Below are 17,538 nucleotides of genomic sequence, written 5' to 3'. Positions count from 1 at the left end.
CGGAAGGAGTGTCGGGCGGTGGGCGTCCCCGCCGCCCGGCCCCTTCCGCCGCGCGGTCACGGACGCGGGTTCCGGGGCTGTCGGTCCTCGGGGATCGTTCTCGACTTCGGTCGGACCACGGTATAGCTTGACCGTTCCGACACCGGTGTCGCCTCTCCCCGAGCCCCGGCTGGGCGGGCGACGACCGGATCGGGGTACGGGCGGGGGACGTGCCATGGCCGGGGAGTACAGCCTCAAGGACCACTTCGACGGGGTCAGCGCACGCGTCCTCGGGGAGTCGGTCCACCGGGTGTACGCGGGCTTCGACGTCGACGGGTACGTGGCGGAGGTCGAGGGGCTGGTCGGGCCGCTGGAGCTCAAGGAACGGGTCCTGGTGATGGCGAGGGGCCTGCGCGACCGCCTGCCGGAGCACGTCCCCGACGCCGTCGGCGTGCTGGTGGCCTCGCTGGGGGACGACGCCCTCGGTGAGGGCGAGGGCATGTTCAACGAGGGCTTCCACCTGATGGCCGTGGCCCGGTTCGTGGAGGAGTACGGGCTGGACCACCCGGAGGTCTCGCTGCCCGCCCTGCTGGAGATCACCAAACGCCACACGAGTGAGTTCGCCGTGCGTCCGTTCGTGCTGCGGCACTACGAGACCACGATGGAGCTGATGCGGACCTGTGCCCTCGACCCCGACCCCAACGTGCGCCGGTTCGCCAGTGAGGGCATCCGACCGCGACTGCCGTGGGCACGCAGGTTGACGAGGTTCGTCGAGGACCCGGCCCCCGTGCTGGAGGTCCTGGAGGCGCTGAGGTCGGACCCGTCGAAGTTCGTGCGCACCTCGGTCGCCAACAACCTGAACGACGTGTCGAGGGAACACCCCGGGCTGGTGCTGGACGTGGCGGAGCGGTGGACCCGGGAGAGCCCGACCCCGGAGACGGCGTGGACCGTCCGGCACGCCCTGCGCACCCTGGTGAAGAAGGGCGACCAGAGGGCACTGGCGCTGCTCGGGGCCACGGGCGGTGAGCGGGTGACCGCGGAGGGCCTGACCCTGAGCCCGCAGGTGCTGGAGCTGGGCGGGGCGCTGTCGGTGCGGGTCGACCTGGTGAACGGGGACGACCGGCCGCACACGGTGATCGTCGACTACGTGGTTCACCACGTGCGTGCGAACGGGGGACGCAGCCCCAAGGTGTTCAAGTGGACGACATTGGAGCTGGGCGCCGGGGAGCGGAGGACCCTGGAGAGGAGGCACCCGGTGCGGCCCGTCACGACCCGGACCTACTACCCGGGGGAGCACCTGGTGGAGGTCCAGGTGAACGGGCTGGTGAAGGCGGAGGCCGGGTTCGGGCTGATGCTGACCCGCACCCCCTGACGAGGGCGGGAACCGGCGCGCCTCCGGCCCCCCGGGGTCTGAGGGGGTGTGGCCGACCGCGCGGGGCGCCGCCCCGAGGCGTCAGAAGCCCCGGGTGGACCACTCTTCGAGGTGGTTGGCGGCCTCCGCGATGGTGGTGGACTCGCCGTGGCCCGGGTGGACGATGGTGTCGCCCGGGAGGGTGATCAGCTGGTCGCGGATGGACGCGATGATCGTCGGGAAGTCCGAGGAGGGCTGCCCGGTGGCTCCGGGGCCGTCGGGGAAGAGCGTGTCTCCGCTGAAGACCACGCCGAGTTCCGGGGAGTGGAACGAGACGCCGCCGGGGGTGTGGCCCGGGGTGTGGAGCACGTTGAGCTCCACGTCTCCGGCGCGCAGGACCTCGCCGTGCAGGAGCGGGGCGTCCGGTTCACGGTAGGGGTGGACCTGGTACCACAGCTCGGAGTCGTCCGGGTGGAGGAGGATCGGGCAGTCCGTGAGGTCGGCGAGGGCGACGGCGGCGTTGATGTGGTCCGGGTGGCCGTGGGTGCACACGATGGCCATGAGTTCACGGTCGCCCAGGCCGCGGGCGATGCGCTCGTGGTCGTGGGCGGCGTCGATCACCACAGCGCTCTCGTCGTTGCCGACGATCCACACGTTGTTCTCGATGTCGGACTCGGCGCCCTCGACGCTGAAGACACCCGAGGTACGCAGCTGCTGGATGGGGGTCACACTCTCACCGCCTCACGTTGGGGCTTCGAGCCTATCCCTCCGGGGGCGTCGGCACATGCGGTTGCGCGTCGAAGTCCCGGCGTAGCGCGTAGGGCTGGATGAGGCCCAGACCGTGGGCGTGTCGGGCCCGGACCTGCACCACCTGGAGGCCCTCCTCGTCGCTGAGGCTCTCGGCCAGGGCCTCGTCGATGAGGACCGTGCCGGGCCGCGCGAAGGAGGTGAGTCTGCTGGAGCGGTTGACGGTGGTGCCGAAGACGTCCCCGTGCAGGGTGAGGACCGGGCCGTAGGCCACGCCGACCCGGACGTCGGGGACCTCCACGTGGGTCTTCACCCCGGAGGCCAGGCGCAGGGCGATGTCCGCGGCCTGGAGGGGCGAGTCCGCGACGTAGAGGACCTCGTCACCCAGGGTCTTGACCACGCGTCCGCCGCCGGAGGCGACGATGTCGGCGGCGGTGGCCTCGAAGCCCTCCACGACGCCCGCGAGTTCGACCTCGTCGAGCTCGCGGCTCAGGGTGGTGAAGGAGACCAGGTCCGCGAAGCCGACGATCAGCGGGTAGTAGTTCGGCACGATGTCGTTGTTGTTGGACATCACCGCGAGGGTGCGCGCCGTGGAGGCGGCGAGCTGGCGGCGCCAGATGTGCAGCAGGAGGCGCTCCACGTCGGGCAGGAGCTCCTTGACCTGGTTCATCAGGGGGCTGGCGGAGTCCTCGTTCTGGAAGATGAGGGTGCTCAGGATGCTGGTCTGCCAGTCCGCGAGTCTGGCCATGGTCTGGCCCATGGCGCGGGCGAAGCGGACCACGCCCTCCTCGTCGAGGAGCCCCTCCTTGAGGAGGGAGTTGGTGATGCGCAGCGCCTCGACGTCGCTCTCGGCGAAGATCACCGAGTCGTCGCCCAGGGTGGGAAAGCCCAGGGCGCGCCAGACTCGTCCGGCCAGTTCGGGGTCGGCTTCGGCGAGCTCGACCGCCTGTTCCCTGGTGTAGACCGCTTCACCACCGAGCAGGACGGACTCGATCGCTTTCGGGTCAGGACGCGACGGCATACGTTCTCTTTCACGGCCTTACCGCACGGGGGCGGTGTGGGATGCACCTCCAGCTTACGCCGATGGTGCGCCGGGGTCAGGTTCCCGACGGGTACTCGGGCCGCTGGGCCGCGTTGACCTGGCGGTAGATCTCCGACTGGAACCACTGGGGTCTGGGCACGCGCTGGAGGACCATGCCCTCCTGCTCGGACGCCGACTGGATGGACAACGTTCCGTACCGCATGATCCGTTCCCAGAGGCTGATGTTGAAGGAGACATCGTTGACCCTGGTGAGCGGCATGTCCCGGCCCTGTTTGGAGATGATGCCGTCACGCATCATCAGCCGCCGGTTGGTGAGGATGTAGACCGTGGTCGCCCACTTGAGCATGGGGACGAACCAGAAGGCCAGGGCGGCGACGACCCCGACCGCCACCACGACGCCCGCGGCGATCAGGCTCCAGTCCTCGGACCAGGGGATGAAGAAGAGGGCGGTGCCGACGACACCGATGATGAGGATCAGCGCGACGAACTCCCCGGCGAGGAGGGTCCAGTGCTGCCGTGCGACGTGGACGAGTTCCTCGTCGTCGGAGAGATAGCGGTCCGCGATAGCCATAAAGGTGATGATGGCACACGATTCACTGGCCCGGCCGGACGTGCACGACGTCCCCGGCGCTGAGCGCCCGCCCCTCCACGAGGAGTCGCGCCTGGTCGTCGACGCCGGTCGCGGTGCCGTCGAGGTAGGTGTCCCCCGGCAGGTGGACGCGGACCCGGCGGCCGATGGTCACGCACACGTCCCGGTACTCGTCGGCCGGTTCCCAGGCGGAGTAGCGCCGCTCGAACTCCTCCAGGACGGCCACGAGGAGGGTCTCCCGGAGGGTGTCGGCGCCCTCGGCGCGCAGGGAGGTGGCGGTCTCCACCGGGAGTTCGTCGCGCGTCTGGGAGACGTTCAGCCCCATGCCGACCACGATTCCGGGGCGGCCGGGGTCGGAGAAGTCGGCCTCGGCCAGGATCCCGGCGAGCTTCCGCTCCCCCAGGAGCAGGTCGTTGGGCCACTTCAGCCGTGTCTCCAGGCCGGTCGTCCTGCGGACGGCGGCGACGGCCGCCAGTCCCATCAGCGGGGACACCCAGCCGAGCTCCTCCGAAGGCACCCCGGGACGGACCAGCAGCGAGAAGGTGAGCGCGACCCGCGGCGGTGTCGTGAACCCGCGCCCGAGCCTTCCCTTCCCGGCGGTCTGGTGCTCGGTGACCAGCACGGTCCCCTCGGGGGCGCCTTCCTTGGACCTCGCGACCAGTTCGGTGTTGGTGGATCCGGCCTCGGGGACCACCTCGACCCGTCGCCAGAGCCCGCCGGGCCGGATCACCGCCGAGGTGATCGCGGCCCGGTCCAGGGGAGGGATCTCGTTCATCCGTCCATTACAGCAGTCAGCCGGTGTTCTGGAGACCGGCGGCGACACCGTTGACGGAGAGCAGGAGCAGCCGTTCCAGGTGCTCGCTGTCCTCTTCGGAGAGGGACTCGGCCTCCTCGCCGCGCAGCGCCTCCAGGGCCCGGAGCTGGAGGTGGCTGAGCGCGTCCACGTACGGGTTGCGCAGGTCCACGGCGCGGGACAGGACCGCGCGGTTCTCCAGCAGGCGGCTGTGGCCGGTCACCCTGAGGACGAGCTCGCGGGTCAGGTCGTACTCGCGCAGGACCGTCTCGCTGAGTTCGGGCCGGTCGCCCAGGGCGAGGTAGCGCTCCGCGATGGTGCGGTCGGTCTTGGCCAGGCTCATCTCGGCGTTGTCCAGCAGCGACGCGAACAGCGGCCACTCGCGGTAGGCGGCCTGGAGGACGGGCAGGTCGGCCACGGCGGCCAGGCCCGTACCGAGGCCGAACCAGCCGGGCAGGTTCACGCGTGTCTGGGTCCACGCGAACACCCACGGGATCGCCCGCAGGTCGCCCAGGCCCCGGGCGGCGCCGCGCCGGGAGGGACGCGAGCCCAGGCGGAGCTCGCCGAGCTCCTCCAACGGGCTCACCTGGGAGAACCACACCGCGAAGTCGTCGGTGTTGATGAGCGACAGGTACGCCTCCTGGGCGGCCTCCGCGATGGTGTCGGCGTGGCGCCGGTAGCGCTCGGCAGCGGCGCGCTCGTGCTCCTGGACGGCGTCGGTGGAGGCCATCAGGACGGCGTGGCCGACCTGTTCGATGTGGCGGCGGCCGATCGCGGCCTGTCCGTAGCGGGCGAAGATGACCTCGCCCTGCTCGGTGACCTTGAACCGCCCGTCGACCGAGCCCGGCGCCTGGGCGAGCAGGGCGCGGCTGGCCGGACCGCCGCCACGGCCCAGGGAACCGCCGCGGCCGTGGAAGAGGGTCAGGCGCACGTCGTGCTCGCGGGCCCACGCGGACAACCGGGCCTGGGCGTCGTAGAGGCGCAGGGTCGCGCTGACCGGCCCCACGTCCTTGGCGGAGTCGCTGTAGCCGAGCATCACCTCCAGGCGCCGGTCGTTGTCGGCCAGGCGCCGGCGGACCGGCGGGAGGTCGAGCATCCCGGCCAGGACCCGGGGCGAGGCCTCCAGGTCGGCGCCGGTCTCGAAGAGCGGGATGACGTCCAGGACCGGCACGCGCTTGGGCGGCAGGGCGTAGGTGGCCAGCTTGTGGACGGCCTCGATGTCCTCGGCGGAGCGGGTGAAGCTGACGATGTAGCGGCGGCAGGCCTCCACACCGAAGCGCTCCTGGATCCAGGAGACGGTGCGGATGGTGTCCAGGACCTCCTCGGTGCGCTCCGAGAGGGGACCTCCGGCCTCCAGTTCGGCCAGGGCCGCCGCGTGGACCTCGCTGTGCTGGCGGATCTCCAGTTCGGCCAGGTGGAAGCCGAAGGTCTCGGCCTGCCAGACGAGGTGCTGGAGGTCGCCGTAGGCCTGGCGGACCGCTCCGGCGGCGGCGAGGGACTCCTGGACCAGGCGCAGGTCCGCGAGGAACTCCTCGGCGTCGGTGTAGGCGAGGTCGGCGTCGCGTTCGCGGGTGGCGCGCAGGCGGGCGGTGGCCAGGAGCAGGAGCTGGCGGTGGGGCTCGTTGGGTGAGCGCTGGGTGATCTCGCCCATGAGCGCGGGCTGTCCGGCCTTCGCCTCGGAGAGGGCGTCCAGGAGCGCGGGGCTGGCCGGGGTCAGGTTGGAGTAGACGGTGAGGGCCCGAGCGATCCGGCCGGAGGCCGTTTCGAGGCCGCGCAGGATGTGCTCGGACTGGATGGTCATCGCCTCGCGGGTCACCTCGTGGGTGACGAAGGGGTTGCCGTCCCGGTCCCCGCCGATCCAGCTGCCGTAGCGCACGAAGGGCGTGGCGCGGGGCGGGCGGGTGCCGGTGCCCTCGGGGTCGATGGCGGTGTCGAGGGTCCGGTAGACCTCCGGCACGATCGCGAAGATCGTCTCGTCGAAGGCGGCGAGGGCGGTGCGCACCTCGTCGAGCGGGTCCAGCTTCGTGTAGCGCAGCTGGGAGGTGCGCCAGAGGAGGTCGATCTCCTCCAGCAGGCGGCGGTGCGCCTCGGCGGCGGCGCCGCTGCCCTCGTGCGCGGTGTGCAGGTCCTCCAGCTGGGCGCTGATGCGCAGGATGGAGGTGGAGACGGCGCGGCGCCGGGCCTCGGTGGGGTGGGCGGTGAGGACGGGGTGGAACTCCATGCCCTCGATCAGCGCGTTGAGGCGCTCCTCGCCGCCCTCGCCCTCGCGGACGGCGCGCACGGCGGCGGCCAGGGACTCGCGGGGCGGGTTGTGGGCGTCGTCGCGTTCGCGCAGGGCGCGCATGCGCTGGTGTTCCTCGGCCAGGTTGGCCAGGTGGAAGTAGACCGTGAAGGCGCGGGCGACCTGCTTGGCGCGTTCCAGGGGCCAGACCGCGACCAGGCGGGTGATCTCCTCGGTGGTGACGGTGCCGTCGCGGGCACCGATCACCGCGTGTCGGAGTTTCTCGACATCGTCGAGCAGGTCCGCGCCGCCGCTTTCGGCGAGAACCGTTCCGAGCATCTCACCGAGCAGCTTGACGTCATTCCTGAGCTGTTCGGGGACTTCCTGGCGGGCACTGTCGCGTTCTGCGCTAACCGCTGTCATAGGGCCGACCCTACAGAGATCACGCCTGGCGGCATGTGCGCGGGGGCGGTTTCCCGCAGTTTTGCCCAGGCGTTAACCGGTGTTCTACAAACGGGCGCAATTCACAATTACTCACTTTTCTCGGGCATCCTTTACACACCGCGATTCCCGGGGGCCGCGCCTCGACACTCGGGCCCCGGGAGGCCGGACCTACTGACGAGTAACCCGGGCCGCGTGACGATGAACCAGACCCCCGGAGCTAACCTGGGCTGTTATGGCCACAGAAGCCCCTGAACCGCTGTCCGCGGCTGAGATCGACATCCACACGACCGCGGGCAAGCTCGCGGACCTGCGACGACGCAGGTACGAAGCCGTGCACGCCGGCTCCGAGCGGGCTGTCGAGAAGCAGCACGCCAAAGGCAAGATGACCGCTCGCGAGCGGATCGACGCACTGGTCGATCCGGGCTCGTTCGTCGAGTTCGACGCGCTGGCCCGGCACCGCTCGACCAACTTCGGCCTCGACGCCAACCGCCCCTACGGGGACGGTGTGGTCACCGGCCACGGAACCGTCGACGGCCGCCCCGTCGCCGTCTTCAGCCAGGACGTCACCGTCTTCGGCGGATCACTGGGCGAGGTCTACGGCGAGAAGATCTGCAAGGTCCTCGACCACGCCCTCACGAACGGGTGCCCCGTCGTGGGCATCAACGAGGGCGGCGGCGCGCGCATCCAGGAGGGCGTCGTCGCGCTCGGCCTGTACGCCGAGATCTTCAAGCGCAACACCCACGCCTCCGGCGTCGTCCCGCAGATCTCCCTGATCATGGGCGCCACGGCCGGCGGGCACGTCTACTCCCCCGCCCTCACCGACTTCGTCGTCATGGTCGACGAGACCTCCCAGATGTTCATCACCGGACCCGACGTCATCAAGACCGTCACCGGCGAGGACGTCTCCATGGAGGAGCTGGGCGGCGCCACCGCGCACTCCACCAAGTCGGGGGTCTCCCACTACCAGGGGGCCGACGAGCAGGACGCCATCGACTACGTGAAGTCCCTGTTGTCGCACCTGCCCGACAACAACCTGGAGGAGGCCCCCCGGCTGGCCCCCGAGGACGACCCGGGCGACGAGACCACCGACACCGACCTGGCCCTGGACACCTTCGTCCCGGACTCGGCCAACCAGCCGTACGACATGAAGCGGGTCGTCGAGTCGGTCCTGGACGACGGCGAGTTCCTCGAGGTACACGCCCAGTTCGCCACCAACATCGTGGTGGGCTTCGGGCGGGTCGACGGCCAGTCCGTCGGCATCGTCGCCAACCAGCCCATGAGCTTCGCGGGCTGCCTGGACATCGACGCCTCCGAGAAGGCCGCGCGGTTCGTGCGCACCTGCGACGCGTTCAACGTCCCCGTCCTCACCTTCGTGGACGTGCCCGGCTTCCTGCCCGGCACCGACCAGGAGTGGGACGGCATCATCCGCCGGGGCGCCAAGCTGCTGTACGCCTACGCCGAGGCCACCGTCCCGCTGATCACGGTGATCACCCGGAAGGCCTTCGGCGGCGCCTACGACGTCATGGGCTCCAAGCACCTGGGCGCCGACGTCAACCTGGCCTGGCCCACCGCCCAGATCGCGGTCATGGGCGCGCAGGGCGCGGTCAACATCCTGCACCGGCGCACCCTCGCCGCCTCCGACGACGTCGAGGCCGAGCGGACCCGCCTGGTCGGGGAGTACGAGGACACCCTGCTGAACCCGTACTCGGCGGCCGAGCGCGGCTACGTGGACGGGGTCATCCTGCCCTCGGAGACCCGGGTGCAGGTCACCAAGGCGCTGAGGGCGCTGCGCAACAAGCGCAGGCAGCTCCCGCCCAAGAAGCACGGGAACATCCCGCTGTGAGCGCGCCCGAGAAGCCGTCCCCGCACCTGGTGGTGGTCAGGGGCGAGCCCACCGAGGAGGAGCTCGCCGTCCTGACCGCCGTGCTCACCGCCCGCGCGGCGGCGGCCCGGGCCGCCGCCGGGGCCCCCGAGCCCGAGCGGCCCGTCTCCGGCTGGCGGGACCGCGCGCGGGGCATGCGCACACCGCCGCGCCCCGGCCCCGGCGCCTGGCGCCTGAGCACCAGGTGACCCCTGACGTGCTCCCCCGATACCCAGACCCTTCGTCGAGCGGTCGGCGTGTGACCCGCTCCGTGCTCCAGCTGGAGGATTTCCACCGTGCGTAAAGTTCTGATCGCCAACCGAGGCGAGATCGCCGTGCGGATCGCCCGCGCCTGCCGCGACGCCGGGATCGCCAGCGTCGCGGTCTACGCCGAACCCGACCTCGACGCCCTGCACGTCAAGGTCTCCGACGAGGCGCACAGCCTGGGCGGCTCCACCCCCGCCGACTCCTACCTCGACATCGGCAAGCTCCTGGCGGTGGCCGCCTCCTCCGGCGCGGACGCCGTCCACCCCGGCTACGGGTTCCTGGCCGAGAACGCCGACTTCGCCCAGGCCGTCATCGACGCCGGGCTGACCTGGATCGGCCCGCCCCCGTCGGCGATCACCGCCCTGGGCGACAAGGTCCAGGCCCGACACATCGCGCAGAAGGTCGGCGCCCCGCTGGTCGCGGGCACCCCCGACCCGGTGGAGTCCGCCGAGGAGGTCGTGGCCTTCGCCCGGGAGCACGGCCTGCCGATCGCGATCAAGGCGGCCTTCGGCGGCGGCGGACGCGGCCTGAAGGTGGCGTACACGCTGGACGAGGTGGCCGACGCCTACGAGTCGGCGGTGCGCGAGGCGGTGACCGCGTTCGGTCGCGGCGAGTGCTTCGTGGAGCGCTACCTGGACAAGCCGCGCCACGTGGAGACGCAGTGCCTGGCCGACACCCACGGCAACGTCGTGGTGGTCTCCACCCGTGACTGCTCCCTCCAGCGCCGTCACCAGAAGCTGGTGGAGGAGGCGCCCGCCCCGTTCCTGTCCCCCGACCAGATGGAGCGCCTGTACAGCGCCTCCAAGGCCATCCTGGCCGAGGCGGGCTACGTGGGCGCGGGCACCTGCGAGTTCCTCGTCGGGGTGGACGGGACCATCTCGTTCCTGGAGGTCAACACCCGCCTGCAGGTCGAACACCCGGTCACCGAGGAGGTCACCGGCATCGACCTGGTCCGCGAGATGTTCCGCGTCGCGGACGGCGAGGAGTTGGGCTACGGCGACCCCGAGGTGCGCGGCCACTCCTTCGAGTTCCGGATCAACGCCGAGGACCCGGGGCGCGGATTCATGCCCGCCCCCGGCACCATCACCGCCCTGAACCTGCCCGGCGGACCCGGCGTGCGGGTGGACACCGGCTGCGAGGCCGGGTTCACCGTCCCGCAGGCCTTCGACTCGATGGTCGCCAAGCTGATCGTCACGGGGCGCACCCGCACCGAGGCGCTCCAGCGCTCCAAGCGGGCCCTGGCCGAGTTCGCGGTGGGCGGTATGCCCACGGTGATCCCGTTCCACCAGGCCGTCGTCGAGGACCCGGCGTTCGCCCCGGCCGACCCCGACCAGCCGTTCGGGGTGTACACCCGCTGGATCGAGACCGAGTTCGAGAACACCATCGAACCCTGGGCGGGCGAGCCCGGCACCGCCGAGGCCCCCGAGCGGGAGACCGTGACCGTGGAGGTCGGCGGCAGGCGCGTGGAGGTCGTCCTGCCCGCGTCGCTGGGCGCGGCGGCGGCCCCGGCGGCCGACAACGGCGGGAAGCGCAGGCGGTCGGCCCGCAGGGGCGGCGCGGCGGCGGTGGCCAGCGGTGACTCCCTCGTCTCCCCGATGCAGGGCACCGTGGTCAAGCTGGTGGCCCAGGAGGGCCAGCAGGTGGGCGAGGGCGAGACCGTGGTGGTCATCGAGGCCATGAAGATGGAGCAGCCGCTCACCGCGCACCGGGCCGGGGTCGTGACCGGCCTCAAGGTCACCCCGGGCGAGACCGTGGGCAACGGCGCCGTGGTCTGCGAGATCAAGGACGCGTAGGGCTCCGGGCCCCCGGTCCGTGGAGGGGAGGCACCGCGCCGGTGCCTCCCCTCCGGCGTCTCCCGGGGGTGATCCTCGTCGCGTAGGACGCCGGGAAGATCCAGCCCAGTAGGGGCTCCCGACGGCACCTTCGGGAAGAACGTCCGATTGTGTATGGAAAAGGTAAGTGATCCGGGTTAGTGTTCTCGACTGTGACGAACATCTGGGGACTGACGCGAAGGTGGCACATCGACCTGTGCCGCTTCAGCAGCCACGCGTGTAGCTAGGTCCACGCGCGCCCGTGCCTTCCGCCGGGCAGCGCGCCGCTCACCCTTCCCAGGTCACCCATCCCGGTGATGCCCGACCGATCCCCTGCGCCGAGCTCCCGCGGCCCGCCACGCCGACCCGTGACGTCGTACGTGTGCGCCCGGCCACCCATCCCTGGAGTCATCCTTCCGTGTCTGAGCAGACCACAGTTCCCAGACGTAAGCCGCGTTTTCCCTTCGCCGCACAGGTCTTCGCCGGTGTCGTCCTCGGCATCGTGCTCGGTGTCGTCGCCCTCCAGATCGGTCCCGTCGGTGACGGTGAGCCGAACTGGCTGGCCGTCACCCTGGAGACCGTCGGCTCGACCTTCGTGGCGCTGCTGCGCACGATCGTGCCGCCGCTGATCGTCCTCGCCGTCATCTCCTCCATCGCCAACCTGCGCAACGTCGCCAACGCCGCGCGCCTGGCCTGGAAGACCCTGCTCTGGTTCGCCATCACCGCGCTGGTCTCCGTGGCCATCGCGATCGCGATCGGCCTGACCCTGCGCCCCGGCCTGAACAGCGCCGTGGACGCGGGCACCGCCGCCGAGCCCTCCACCACGGGTTCCTGGCTGGCCTTCATCGAGAGCATCGTCCCGGCCAACTTCCTGGGCCTGGCGGCGAGCACCTCCGCCGCCGACGACGGCTCGCTGAGCACGTCGCTGTCGTTCAACGTGCTCCAGCTGATCGTGATCGCCGTGGTCCTGGGCATCGCCGCCGTGAAGGTCGGCAAGCCCGCCGAGCCCTTCATCGCGTTCACCTCCTCCACCCTGGAGGTCGTGCTCAAGGCCCTGTGGTGGGTCATCCGCCTCGCCCCGATCGGCACCGTCGGTCTGCTGGGCAACGCCGTCTACAGCTACGGCTGGACCACGATCGGCGCGCTCGGCCAGTTCACCGTCGCGATCTACCTCGGCCTGGCCCTGGTGCTGTTCGTCGTCTACCCGCTGGTCGCCCGCCTCAACGGCCTCTCCCCGGTCAAGTACTTCACCGGTGTGTGGCCCGCCGTCCAGCTCGGTTTCGTGTCGCGCTCCTCGCTCGGCACCCTGCCCGTCACCCAGCGCGTCGCCGAGCAGAACTTCGGCGTCCCGCGCCACTACTCGGCCTTCGCGGTGCCGTTCGGCGCCACCACGAAGATGGACGGCTGCGCCGCGATCTACCCGGCGATCTCCGCGATCTTCGTCGCCCAGTTCTTCGGCGTCGGCCTCGGCGTCACCGACTACCTGCTGATCGTGTTCGTCTCGGTGATCGGCTCGGCCGCCACGGCGGGCACCACCGGCGCGACCGTCATGCTGACCCTGACCCTGTCCACGCTGGGTCTGCCCCTGGAGGGCGTGGGTCTGCTGCTGGCCGTCGACCCGATCCTGGACATGGGCCGCACCGCCACCAACGTGGCCGGTCAGGCGCTGATCCCCGCGATCGTCGCCAAGCGCGAGGGCATCCTCGACGTGGTCCGCTACAACGCCCCGCGCGGCACCACCGGCTTCGTCCCCGAGGACGAGCCCGGCACCGCCACGGGTGACGCGATCGCCGCCGAGCGGGCGGAGGCCGAACGCGCCGCCGCCGAGGCCTCCGAGGAGGCCGACCTCGCGGAGTCGGCCGCACGGAGCTAGCTCCCCGCAGCAGACGACGAGGCCCGCCGGATTCCGCCCGGCGGGCCTCGTCGTGTCCCCGGGGGGCGCACACCGCGATCAGCGGGGATCCGGAGTCGGCGGCCGGTCGCGGGAACTGTGGCGGCCTCCTGTTCGTCCTGTGGTTGAGGGAGGCGAGAGGATCGACATGTTGCGCCGCTTGGTAACACCCACAGTGCTGACCGCCGGGCTCGCGGCGGCGATGGTGACGGCCGGGGCGGCATCCGCCACCGCCGACACCGGGACCGAACCCCCGCAGACGCAGGACATCGTCGCGGAGCTGGAGAACGACGGGGTCTTCGTCGACCCGTCGATCGAGGGCTTCCCGAGCGGTGACGAGGCGGCCCTGGAGGCGGCCGTCGCGAACGCGGACACCCCCGTCTACTACGTGCTCCTACCGCGTGAGGTCACCACCTCCGAGGCCGGGGTGAACACCATCATGGAACCGGTGATGGCCGAGGTCGGTGACGGGGCGTACGGGGTCCTCGGCGGGAGCGAACACTTCTTCGTCACCTCCCCCAACCTGGAGGACACCACCGCCGTCCGGGACGCCGCGCACTCCGCGAGCCCCACCAACCCGACGGACGCCCTCGTGGCGCTGCCGCAGGCCGTCCAGTCCACCGAGACCGCCGACGAGGCCCCGGCCGGGGGCGGCGGCTCCGGACTGGTGCTGCTCACCGTCCTCGTGCTCGTGGCCGCCGCGGGCGGCTGGTACGTGTACAACGCCCGCAAGAAGCGCGAGGCCGAGAAGGCCAAGCAGCTCCAGGAGATCAAGCAGATGGCCACCGAGGACGTCGTCCGCCTCGGTGAGGACGTCGCCCGTCTGGAGATCGACCTGTCCCAGGTGGACGACGCGACCCGCGAGGACTACTCCCGGGCCATGGACTCCTACGACCAGGCCAAGGCCCAGCTGGACACCATCCAGGAGCCCGACCAGGTCAGGCAGGTGACCAGCGCCCTGGAGGACGGCCGCTACTACATGTCCGCCACCCGGGCCCGGATGAACGGCGACCCGGTGCCCGCGCGGCGCGGCCCCTGCTTCTTCAACCCGCAGCACGGGCCCTCCACCGAGGACGTCACCTGGGCCCCGCCCGGGGGCTCCCCCCGGTCGGTCACCGCGTGCGCGGCCTGTGCCCAGGCGGTGCGCACCGGCGGGCAGCCGGACGTGCGCATGGTCGAGGTGGACGGTGAACGGCGTCCGTACTACGACGCCGGTCCCGCGTACTCGCCCTACGCCGGCGGCTACTTCGGTATGAACATGATGATGGGCATGTTCACCGGCATGATGATGGGCTCCATGATGGGGTCGATGATGGGCGGCGGCATGATGGACGCCGGAGGGGACATGGGCGACGGCGGCGGAGGCGACTTCGACGGCGGCGGCGACTTCGGGGACTTCGGCGGCTTCGACTTCTAGGGAGTGTTTTTTGGATGCTTTCGCTGGTGGCGGCGGAGCCGCCATCGATGCGAGCGGCCGTCCAGGCAATCTCTCGCAAGCCGTGGAGTGAAGCTGCCCCTACTGTGCGCTGCTACGCAAGCTCCGCAGTGTCGCACAGCGGGGGCCCGCCCGGGTTTGGCTGTCCGAGCTTCATCGGCGCAGCGAGAGGCAGCCTGGTGGTCGCGAGCGCGGAATGATCCAAAAAACACGACCTAGTCGGGCGCCACACACGGAAGGGCCCCGGGGGAGGTGAACTCTCCCGGGGCCCTCCCGTGTTCCTACTCCCGGCCGACGGGTGTCGGGGAGTCCTGGTGGACGCCCTCCACCCAGCGCCGGACCGCCTCGGCGGTCTCCACGGGCGCGGACTCGGTGGTGTCGAGCAGCATGACGGGCGGCCGCAGCCTTCCGGCCTCCTCCGTCAGCCAGTCCTGGTGGTCCAGGGTCTCGTCGATCCGGGCCTCGTCCCAGCCGCGCCAGTCCGGGCGGGCCCTCAGCCTCGCGGCGAGCGCCCGGGGGTCGCAGGTGAGCGCGAGGTAGTGGACCCCCGAGAAGAGGGCGCGCTCGGGCAGGTGTTCGAGTTCGGGCGGGGCCACGGTCCCGCACAGCACGACGGGCCGCCCGCTCTGCTGGACCATGGCGGCGGTGCGCAGCCAGGTCGAGCGGAACAGGCGGTGGTCGTCGGCGGGGTCGCGCAGGCCGCCCACCCACAGCAGGTCCTGTTCGAGGACGACGAACCGCTCGGACAGACGGGCCAGGAGTTCCCGGGCCACGGTGGACTTGCCCGTGCCGCTGGGCCCCGTGACGCACAGGAGCGGCAGCCTCAGGAAGGGACGGGTCAGACCGCAGAAGGAGCAGCGGAGCAGGTGCTCCCCCGCTCCCGTGTCGGGTTCCCCGTCCCACTCCCCGCAGTGTGTACAGATCAGCGGGTGCACGGCCGTCACCTCTGCGGCTAGTCGAAGAGCTGTTCCAGGAACCCCTTGCGGCGACGGCGGTAGGGGCGGGGGGAGTCGTTGTACCCGCCGCCGCCCCGGTAGGCGGCCGGGGAGTCCGCGTAGCCGCCGCCGTAGCCGCGCGGGGAGTCGGGGTAGCCGCGCCGCTGGCCGGGGCGCTGGCCCGGGTAGGGCTGGGGGGAGTGCGGGTCGGGCGGGACGGCACCGTAGTGGCGCTGCTCGGCGGAGACGACGCGCTCCAGCTCGCCACGGTCCAGGAAGATTCCCTGGCACCCGTCGCACCGGTCGATGTGGACGCCCTGACGGTCGTAGGTACGCATCTGGCTTTGGCACTTCGGACAGATCACCCGGAAAAGGTACTCCCGGGGGTGTCAAGGGGATGTAAGGAATCCGGGCCCGCCGTGTGTCCTGCACGTGATCCACACGGCGGGCCGGGCCCGCGTTCCGGGGAACCCGTCGACTACTCCGGGGAGGCGAGCATGAGCGAGCGGGCGGCCTCGGTGACGCTGCCGGACAGCGAGGGGTACACCGAGAAGGTGTGCGCGATGTCGTCCACGGTCAGGCGCTGCTGCACCGCGATGGACACGCCCAGGATGAGTTCGCTGGCGCGCGGGCCGACGATGACGCCGCCGAGGACGATCCCGGTGTGCTGACGGCAGATGAGCTTGACGAAGCCGTCCTTGACCTGGTTCATCTTGGCGCGCGGGTTGGTGTTCAGCGGCAGGGTGACGGTACGGCCGTCGATCCGCCCGCTGCGCACGTCGTCCTCGCTGGCGCCGACCGCCGCCAGCTCGGGGTGGGTGAACACGGTGGAGGCGACGGTGGAGAGCTGGAGCGGGGACACGGCCTCGCCCAGCGCGTGCCACATGGCGATGCGCCCCTGCATGGCCGCCACCGAGGCGAGCATGTTCACCCCGGTGCAGTCACCGGCGGCGTACACGCCCGGGACGGTGGTGCGGGAGACCCGGTCGACCTCGACGAACCCGCCCCTGCCCAGGCGGACCCCGGCCTCCTCCAGGCCCAGCCCCTCCGTGTTGGGGATCATGCCGACGGTCATCAGGCAGTGGCTGCCGTCCACGGTGCGGCCGTCGGAGAGGGTCACCCGGACGCCGTCCTCGGTGCGCACGACCGACTCGGCGCGGGTCTGGCTGAGGACCGTCATGCCGCGTCGCATGAAGACCTCCTCCAGTACCTCGGCGGCGTCGGAGTCCTGCGTGGGCATGACCAGCTCGCGGGAGGACACGAGGGTGACGTCGGAGCCCAGGGCCTGGTAGGCGCTGGCGAACTCGGCGCCGGTGACGCCGGAGCCGACCACGATCAGCTTCTCCGGCAGCTCCTCCAGGTCGTAGAGGTGGCGCCAGGTGAGGATGCGCTCGCCGTCCGGCTTGGCGGTGGGCAGCTCGCGCGGGTGCGCGCCGGTGGCGATGAGCACGACGTCGGCGCGGATGCGGCGGTCCCCGACGGCGACGATGTGCGGGTCGACCAGCCGGGCCTCCCCGATGACCACCTCGACGCCCTCCTTGACCAGGCGGGCGCGGGTGTCGTCGGACTGGGCCTGGGCCAGGCGCTTGATCCGCGAGTTGATCTGGTCGATGTCGACCTCGACCGGCTCCTTGTGCTCCTCGGCCGCCGGGATGTGGATGCCCAGGCTGCCCGACTCGCGCACGTACGTGGTGCGGGTGGACGTGGCGATGAGGCTCTTGGAGGGGACGCAGTCGGTGAGGACGCAGGAACCGCCGATTCCGTCGCGCTCCACCACGGTCACGTCCGCGCCCAACTGCGCGGCGACCAACGCCGGCTCATAGCCCCCGGGCCCGCCACCGATGATCACGACCTTCGTCACGCTGCTTCACTCCCTCTGCGGGCGATGCGGCCTACCCGTTCCCGGTCCGGGGCGATGTTCGGGCATGGCAGGGCACCACCTGGTTGTCTCGCTTCCCTCCATTGTCGGCCATGCCGGGTGTCGATGACCGCAGCCACCCCCGGTCAGCGCACGGTGCCGGGTGGGGACGGGCCCGTCGGACCCCCTCCCGAGCTCGGAGAATGCGACGAAGGACACGTGGACCGGGGCGCTCGACGCACCCGAGGTCACACGTACATTCCGCCCTTCGGACACCCTGCGTTGCGCTCCGGTGTCAACTGACTACAGAGCGG

The 17,538-nt window shown here is 71.2% G+C and carries 14 protein-coding genes; 6 read left to right on the top strand and 8 right to left on the bottom strand.

Features of this window, described 5'->3' with window-relative positions:
• Positions 1 to 214: 214 nt before the first annotated feature.
• Positions 215 to 1,351, top strand: coding sequence for a DNA alkylation repair protein (locus AC0VYM_RS04750; RefSeq protein ID WP_475459370.1), 1,137 nt, complete (start codon positions 215 to 217; stop codon positions 1,349 to 1,351).
• 81 nt (positions 1,352 to 1,432) lie between these two features.
• Here the strand turns inward: AC0VYM_RS04750 and AC0VYM_RS04745 are convergent, their stop codons facing one another.
• The 5 genes from AC0VYM_RS04745 to AC0VYM_RS04725 form a co-directional block, all read right to left on the bottom strand.
• Positions 1,433 to 2,059, bottom strand: coding sequence for an MBL fold metallo-hydrolase (locus tag AC0VYM_RS04745; protein ID WP_475459368.1), 627 nt, complete (start codon positions 2,057 to 2,059; stop codon positions 1,433 to 1,435).
• Between the two features lie 31 nt (positions 2,060 to 2,090).
• Positions 2,091 to 3,098 carry an adenylate/guanylate cyclase domain-containing protein gene (locus tag AC0VYM_RS04740; RefSeq protein WP_475459365.1) on the bottom strand — a complete coding sequence of 336 codons (1,008 nt, stop codon included), beginning with the start codon at positions 3,096 to 3,098 and terminating at the stop codon, positions 2,091 to 2,093.
• A 76-nt stretch (positions 3,099 to 3,174) separates the two neighbouring features.
• The gene (locus AC0VYM_RS04735) at positions 3,175 to 3,690 is read right to left on the bottom strand and encodes a PH domain-containing protein (protein ID WP_475459363.1); all 516 of its coding nucleotides are present in this window, start codon (positions 3,688 to 3,690) and stop codon (positions 3,175 to 3,177) included.
• A gap of 22 nt (positions 3,691 to 3,712) precedes the next feature.
• Entirely contained in the window at positions 3,713 to 4,483 is a 771-nt protein-coding gene (locus AC0VYM_RS04730) for a biotin--[acetyl-CoA-carboxylase] ligase (protein ID WP_475459360.1), read from the bottom strand.
• A gap of 16 nt (positions 4,484 to 4,499) precedes the next feature.
• The gene (locus AC0VYM_RS04725; RefSeq protein WP_475462935.1) at positions 4,500 to 7,061 is read right to left on the bottom strand and encodes a phosphoenolpyruvate carboxylase; all 2,562 of its coding nucleotides are present in this window, start codon (positions 7,059 to 7,061) and stop codon (positions 4,500 to 4,502) included.
• Positions 7,062 to 7,398: 337 nt separating this feature from the next.
• Between AC0VYM_RS04725 and AC0VYM_RS04720 the strand changes: the two genes are divergently transcribed.
• From AC0VYM_RS04720 to AC0VYM_RS04700, 5 genes are all read left to right on the top strand, one after another.
• Positions 7,399 to 9,009 carry an acyl-CoA carboxylase subunit beta gene (locus AC0VYM_RS04720; RefSeq protein WP_475459357.1) on the top strand — a complete coding sequence of 537 codons (1,611 nt, stop codon included), beginning with the start codon at positions 7,399 to 7,401 and terminating at the stop codon, positions 9,007 to 9,009.
• A complete protein-coding gene (locus AC0VYM_RS04715; RefSeq protein ID WP_475459354.1) occupies positions 9,006 to 9,236 on the top strand; it encodes an acyl-CoA carboxylase subunit epsilon in 231 nt (76 codons plus the stop codon). Before AC0VYM_RS04720 ends, AC0VYM_RS04715 begins: the two co-directional genes overlap by 4 nt.
• A gap of 87 nt (positions 9,237 to 9,323) precedes the next feature.
• Complete coding sequence (locus AC0VYM_RS04710) at positions 9,324 to 11,087, top strand: acetyl/propionyl/methylcrotonyl-CoA carboxylase subunit alpha (protein ID WP_475459352.1); 1,764 nt, start codon at positions 9,324 to 9,326, stop codon at positions 11,085 to 11,087.
• Between the two features lie 436 nt (positions 11,088 to 11,523).
• Complete coding sequence (locus tag AC0VYM_RS04705; protein WP_475459350.1) at positions 11,524 to 12,978, top strand: dicarboxylate/amino acid:cation symporter; 1,455 nt, start codon at positions 11,524 to 11,526, stop codon at positions 12,976 to 12,978.
• A 193-nt stretch (positions 12,979 to 13,171) separates the two neighbouring features.
• Entirely contained in the window at positions 13,172 to 14,413 is a 1,242-nt protein-coding gene (locus tag AC0VYM_RS04700; protein ID WP_475462934.1) for a chemotaxis protein CheA, read from the top strand.
• A gap of 299 nt (positions 14,414 to 14,712) precedes the next feature.
• On the opposite strand, the gene AC0VYM_RS04695 is transcribed toward AC0VYM_RS04700, so the two are convergent.
• From AC0VYM_RS04695 to AC0VYM_RS04685, 3 genes are all read right to left on the bottom strand, one after another.
• The gene (locus tag AC0VYM_RS04695; RefSeq protein ID WP_475459347.1) at positions 14,713 to 15,366 is read right to left on the bottom strand and encodes an AAA family ATPase; all 654 of its coding nucleotides are present in this window, start codon (positions 15,364 to 15,366) and stop codon (positions 14,713 to 14,715) included.
• Positions 15,367 to 15,383: 17 nt separating this feature from the next.
• The gene (locus AC0VYM_RS04690; RefSeq protein ID WP_475459345.1) at positions 15,384 to 15,731 is read right to left on the bottom strand and encodes a TFIIB-type zinc ribbon-containing protein; all 348 of its coding nucleotides are present in this window, start codon (positions 15,729 to 15,731) and stop codon (positions 15,384 to 15,386) included.
• A 113-nt stretch (positions 15,732 to 15,844) separates the two neighbouring features.
• Complete coding sequence (locus AC0VYM_RS04685; RefSeq protein ID WP_475459343.1) at positions 15,845 to 17,227, bottom strand: NAD(P)H-quinone dehydrogenase; 1,383 nt, start codon at positions 17,225 to 17,227, stop codon at positions 15,845 to 15,847.
• Positions 17,228 to 17,538 lie beyond the last annotated feature (311 nt).

It is taken from the genome of Nocardiopsis sp. iso_237, from assembly GCF_056173345.1.
This window is presented reverse-complemented; position numbering and strand designations above follow the sequence as displayed.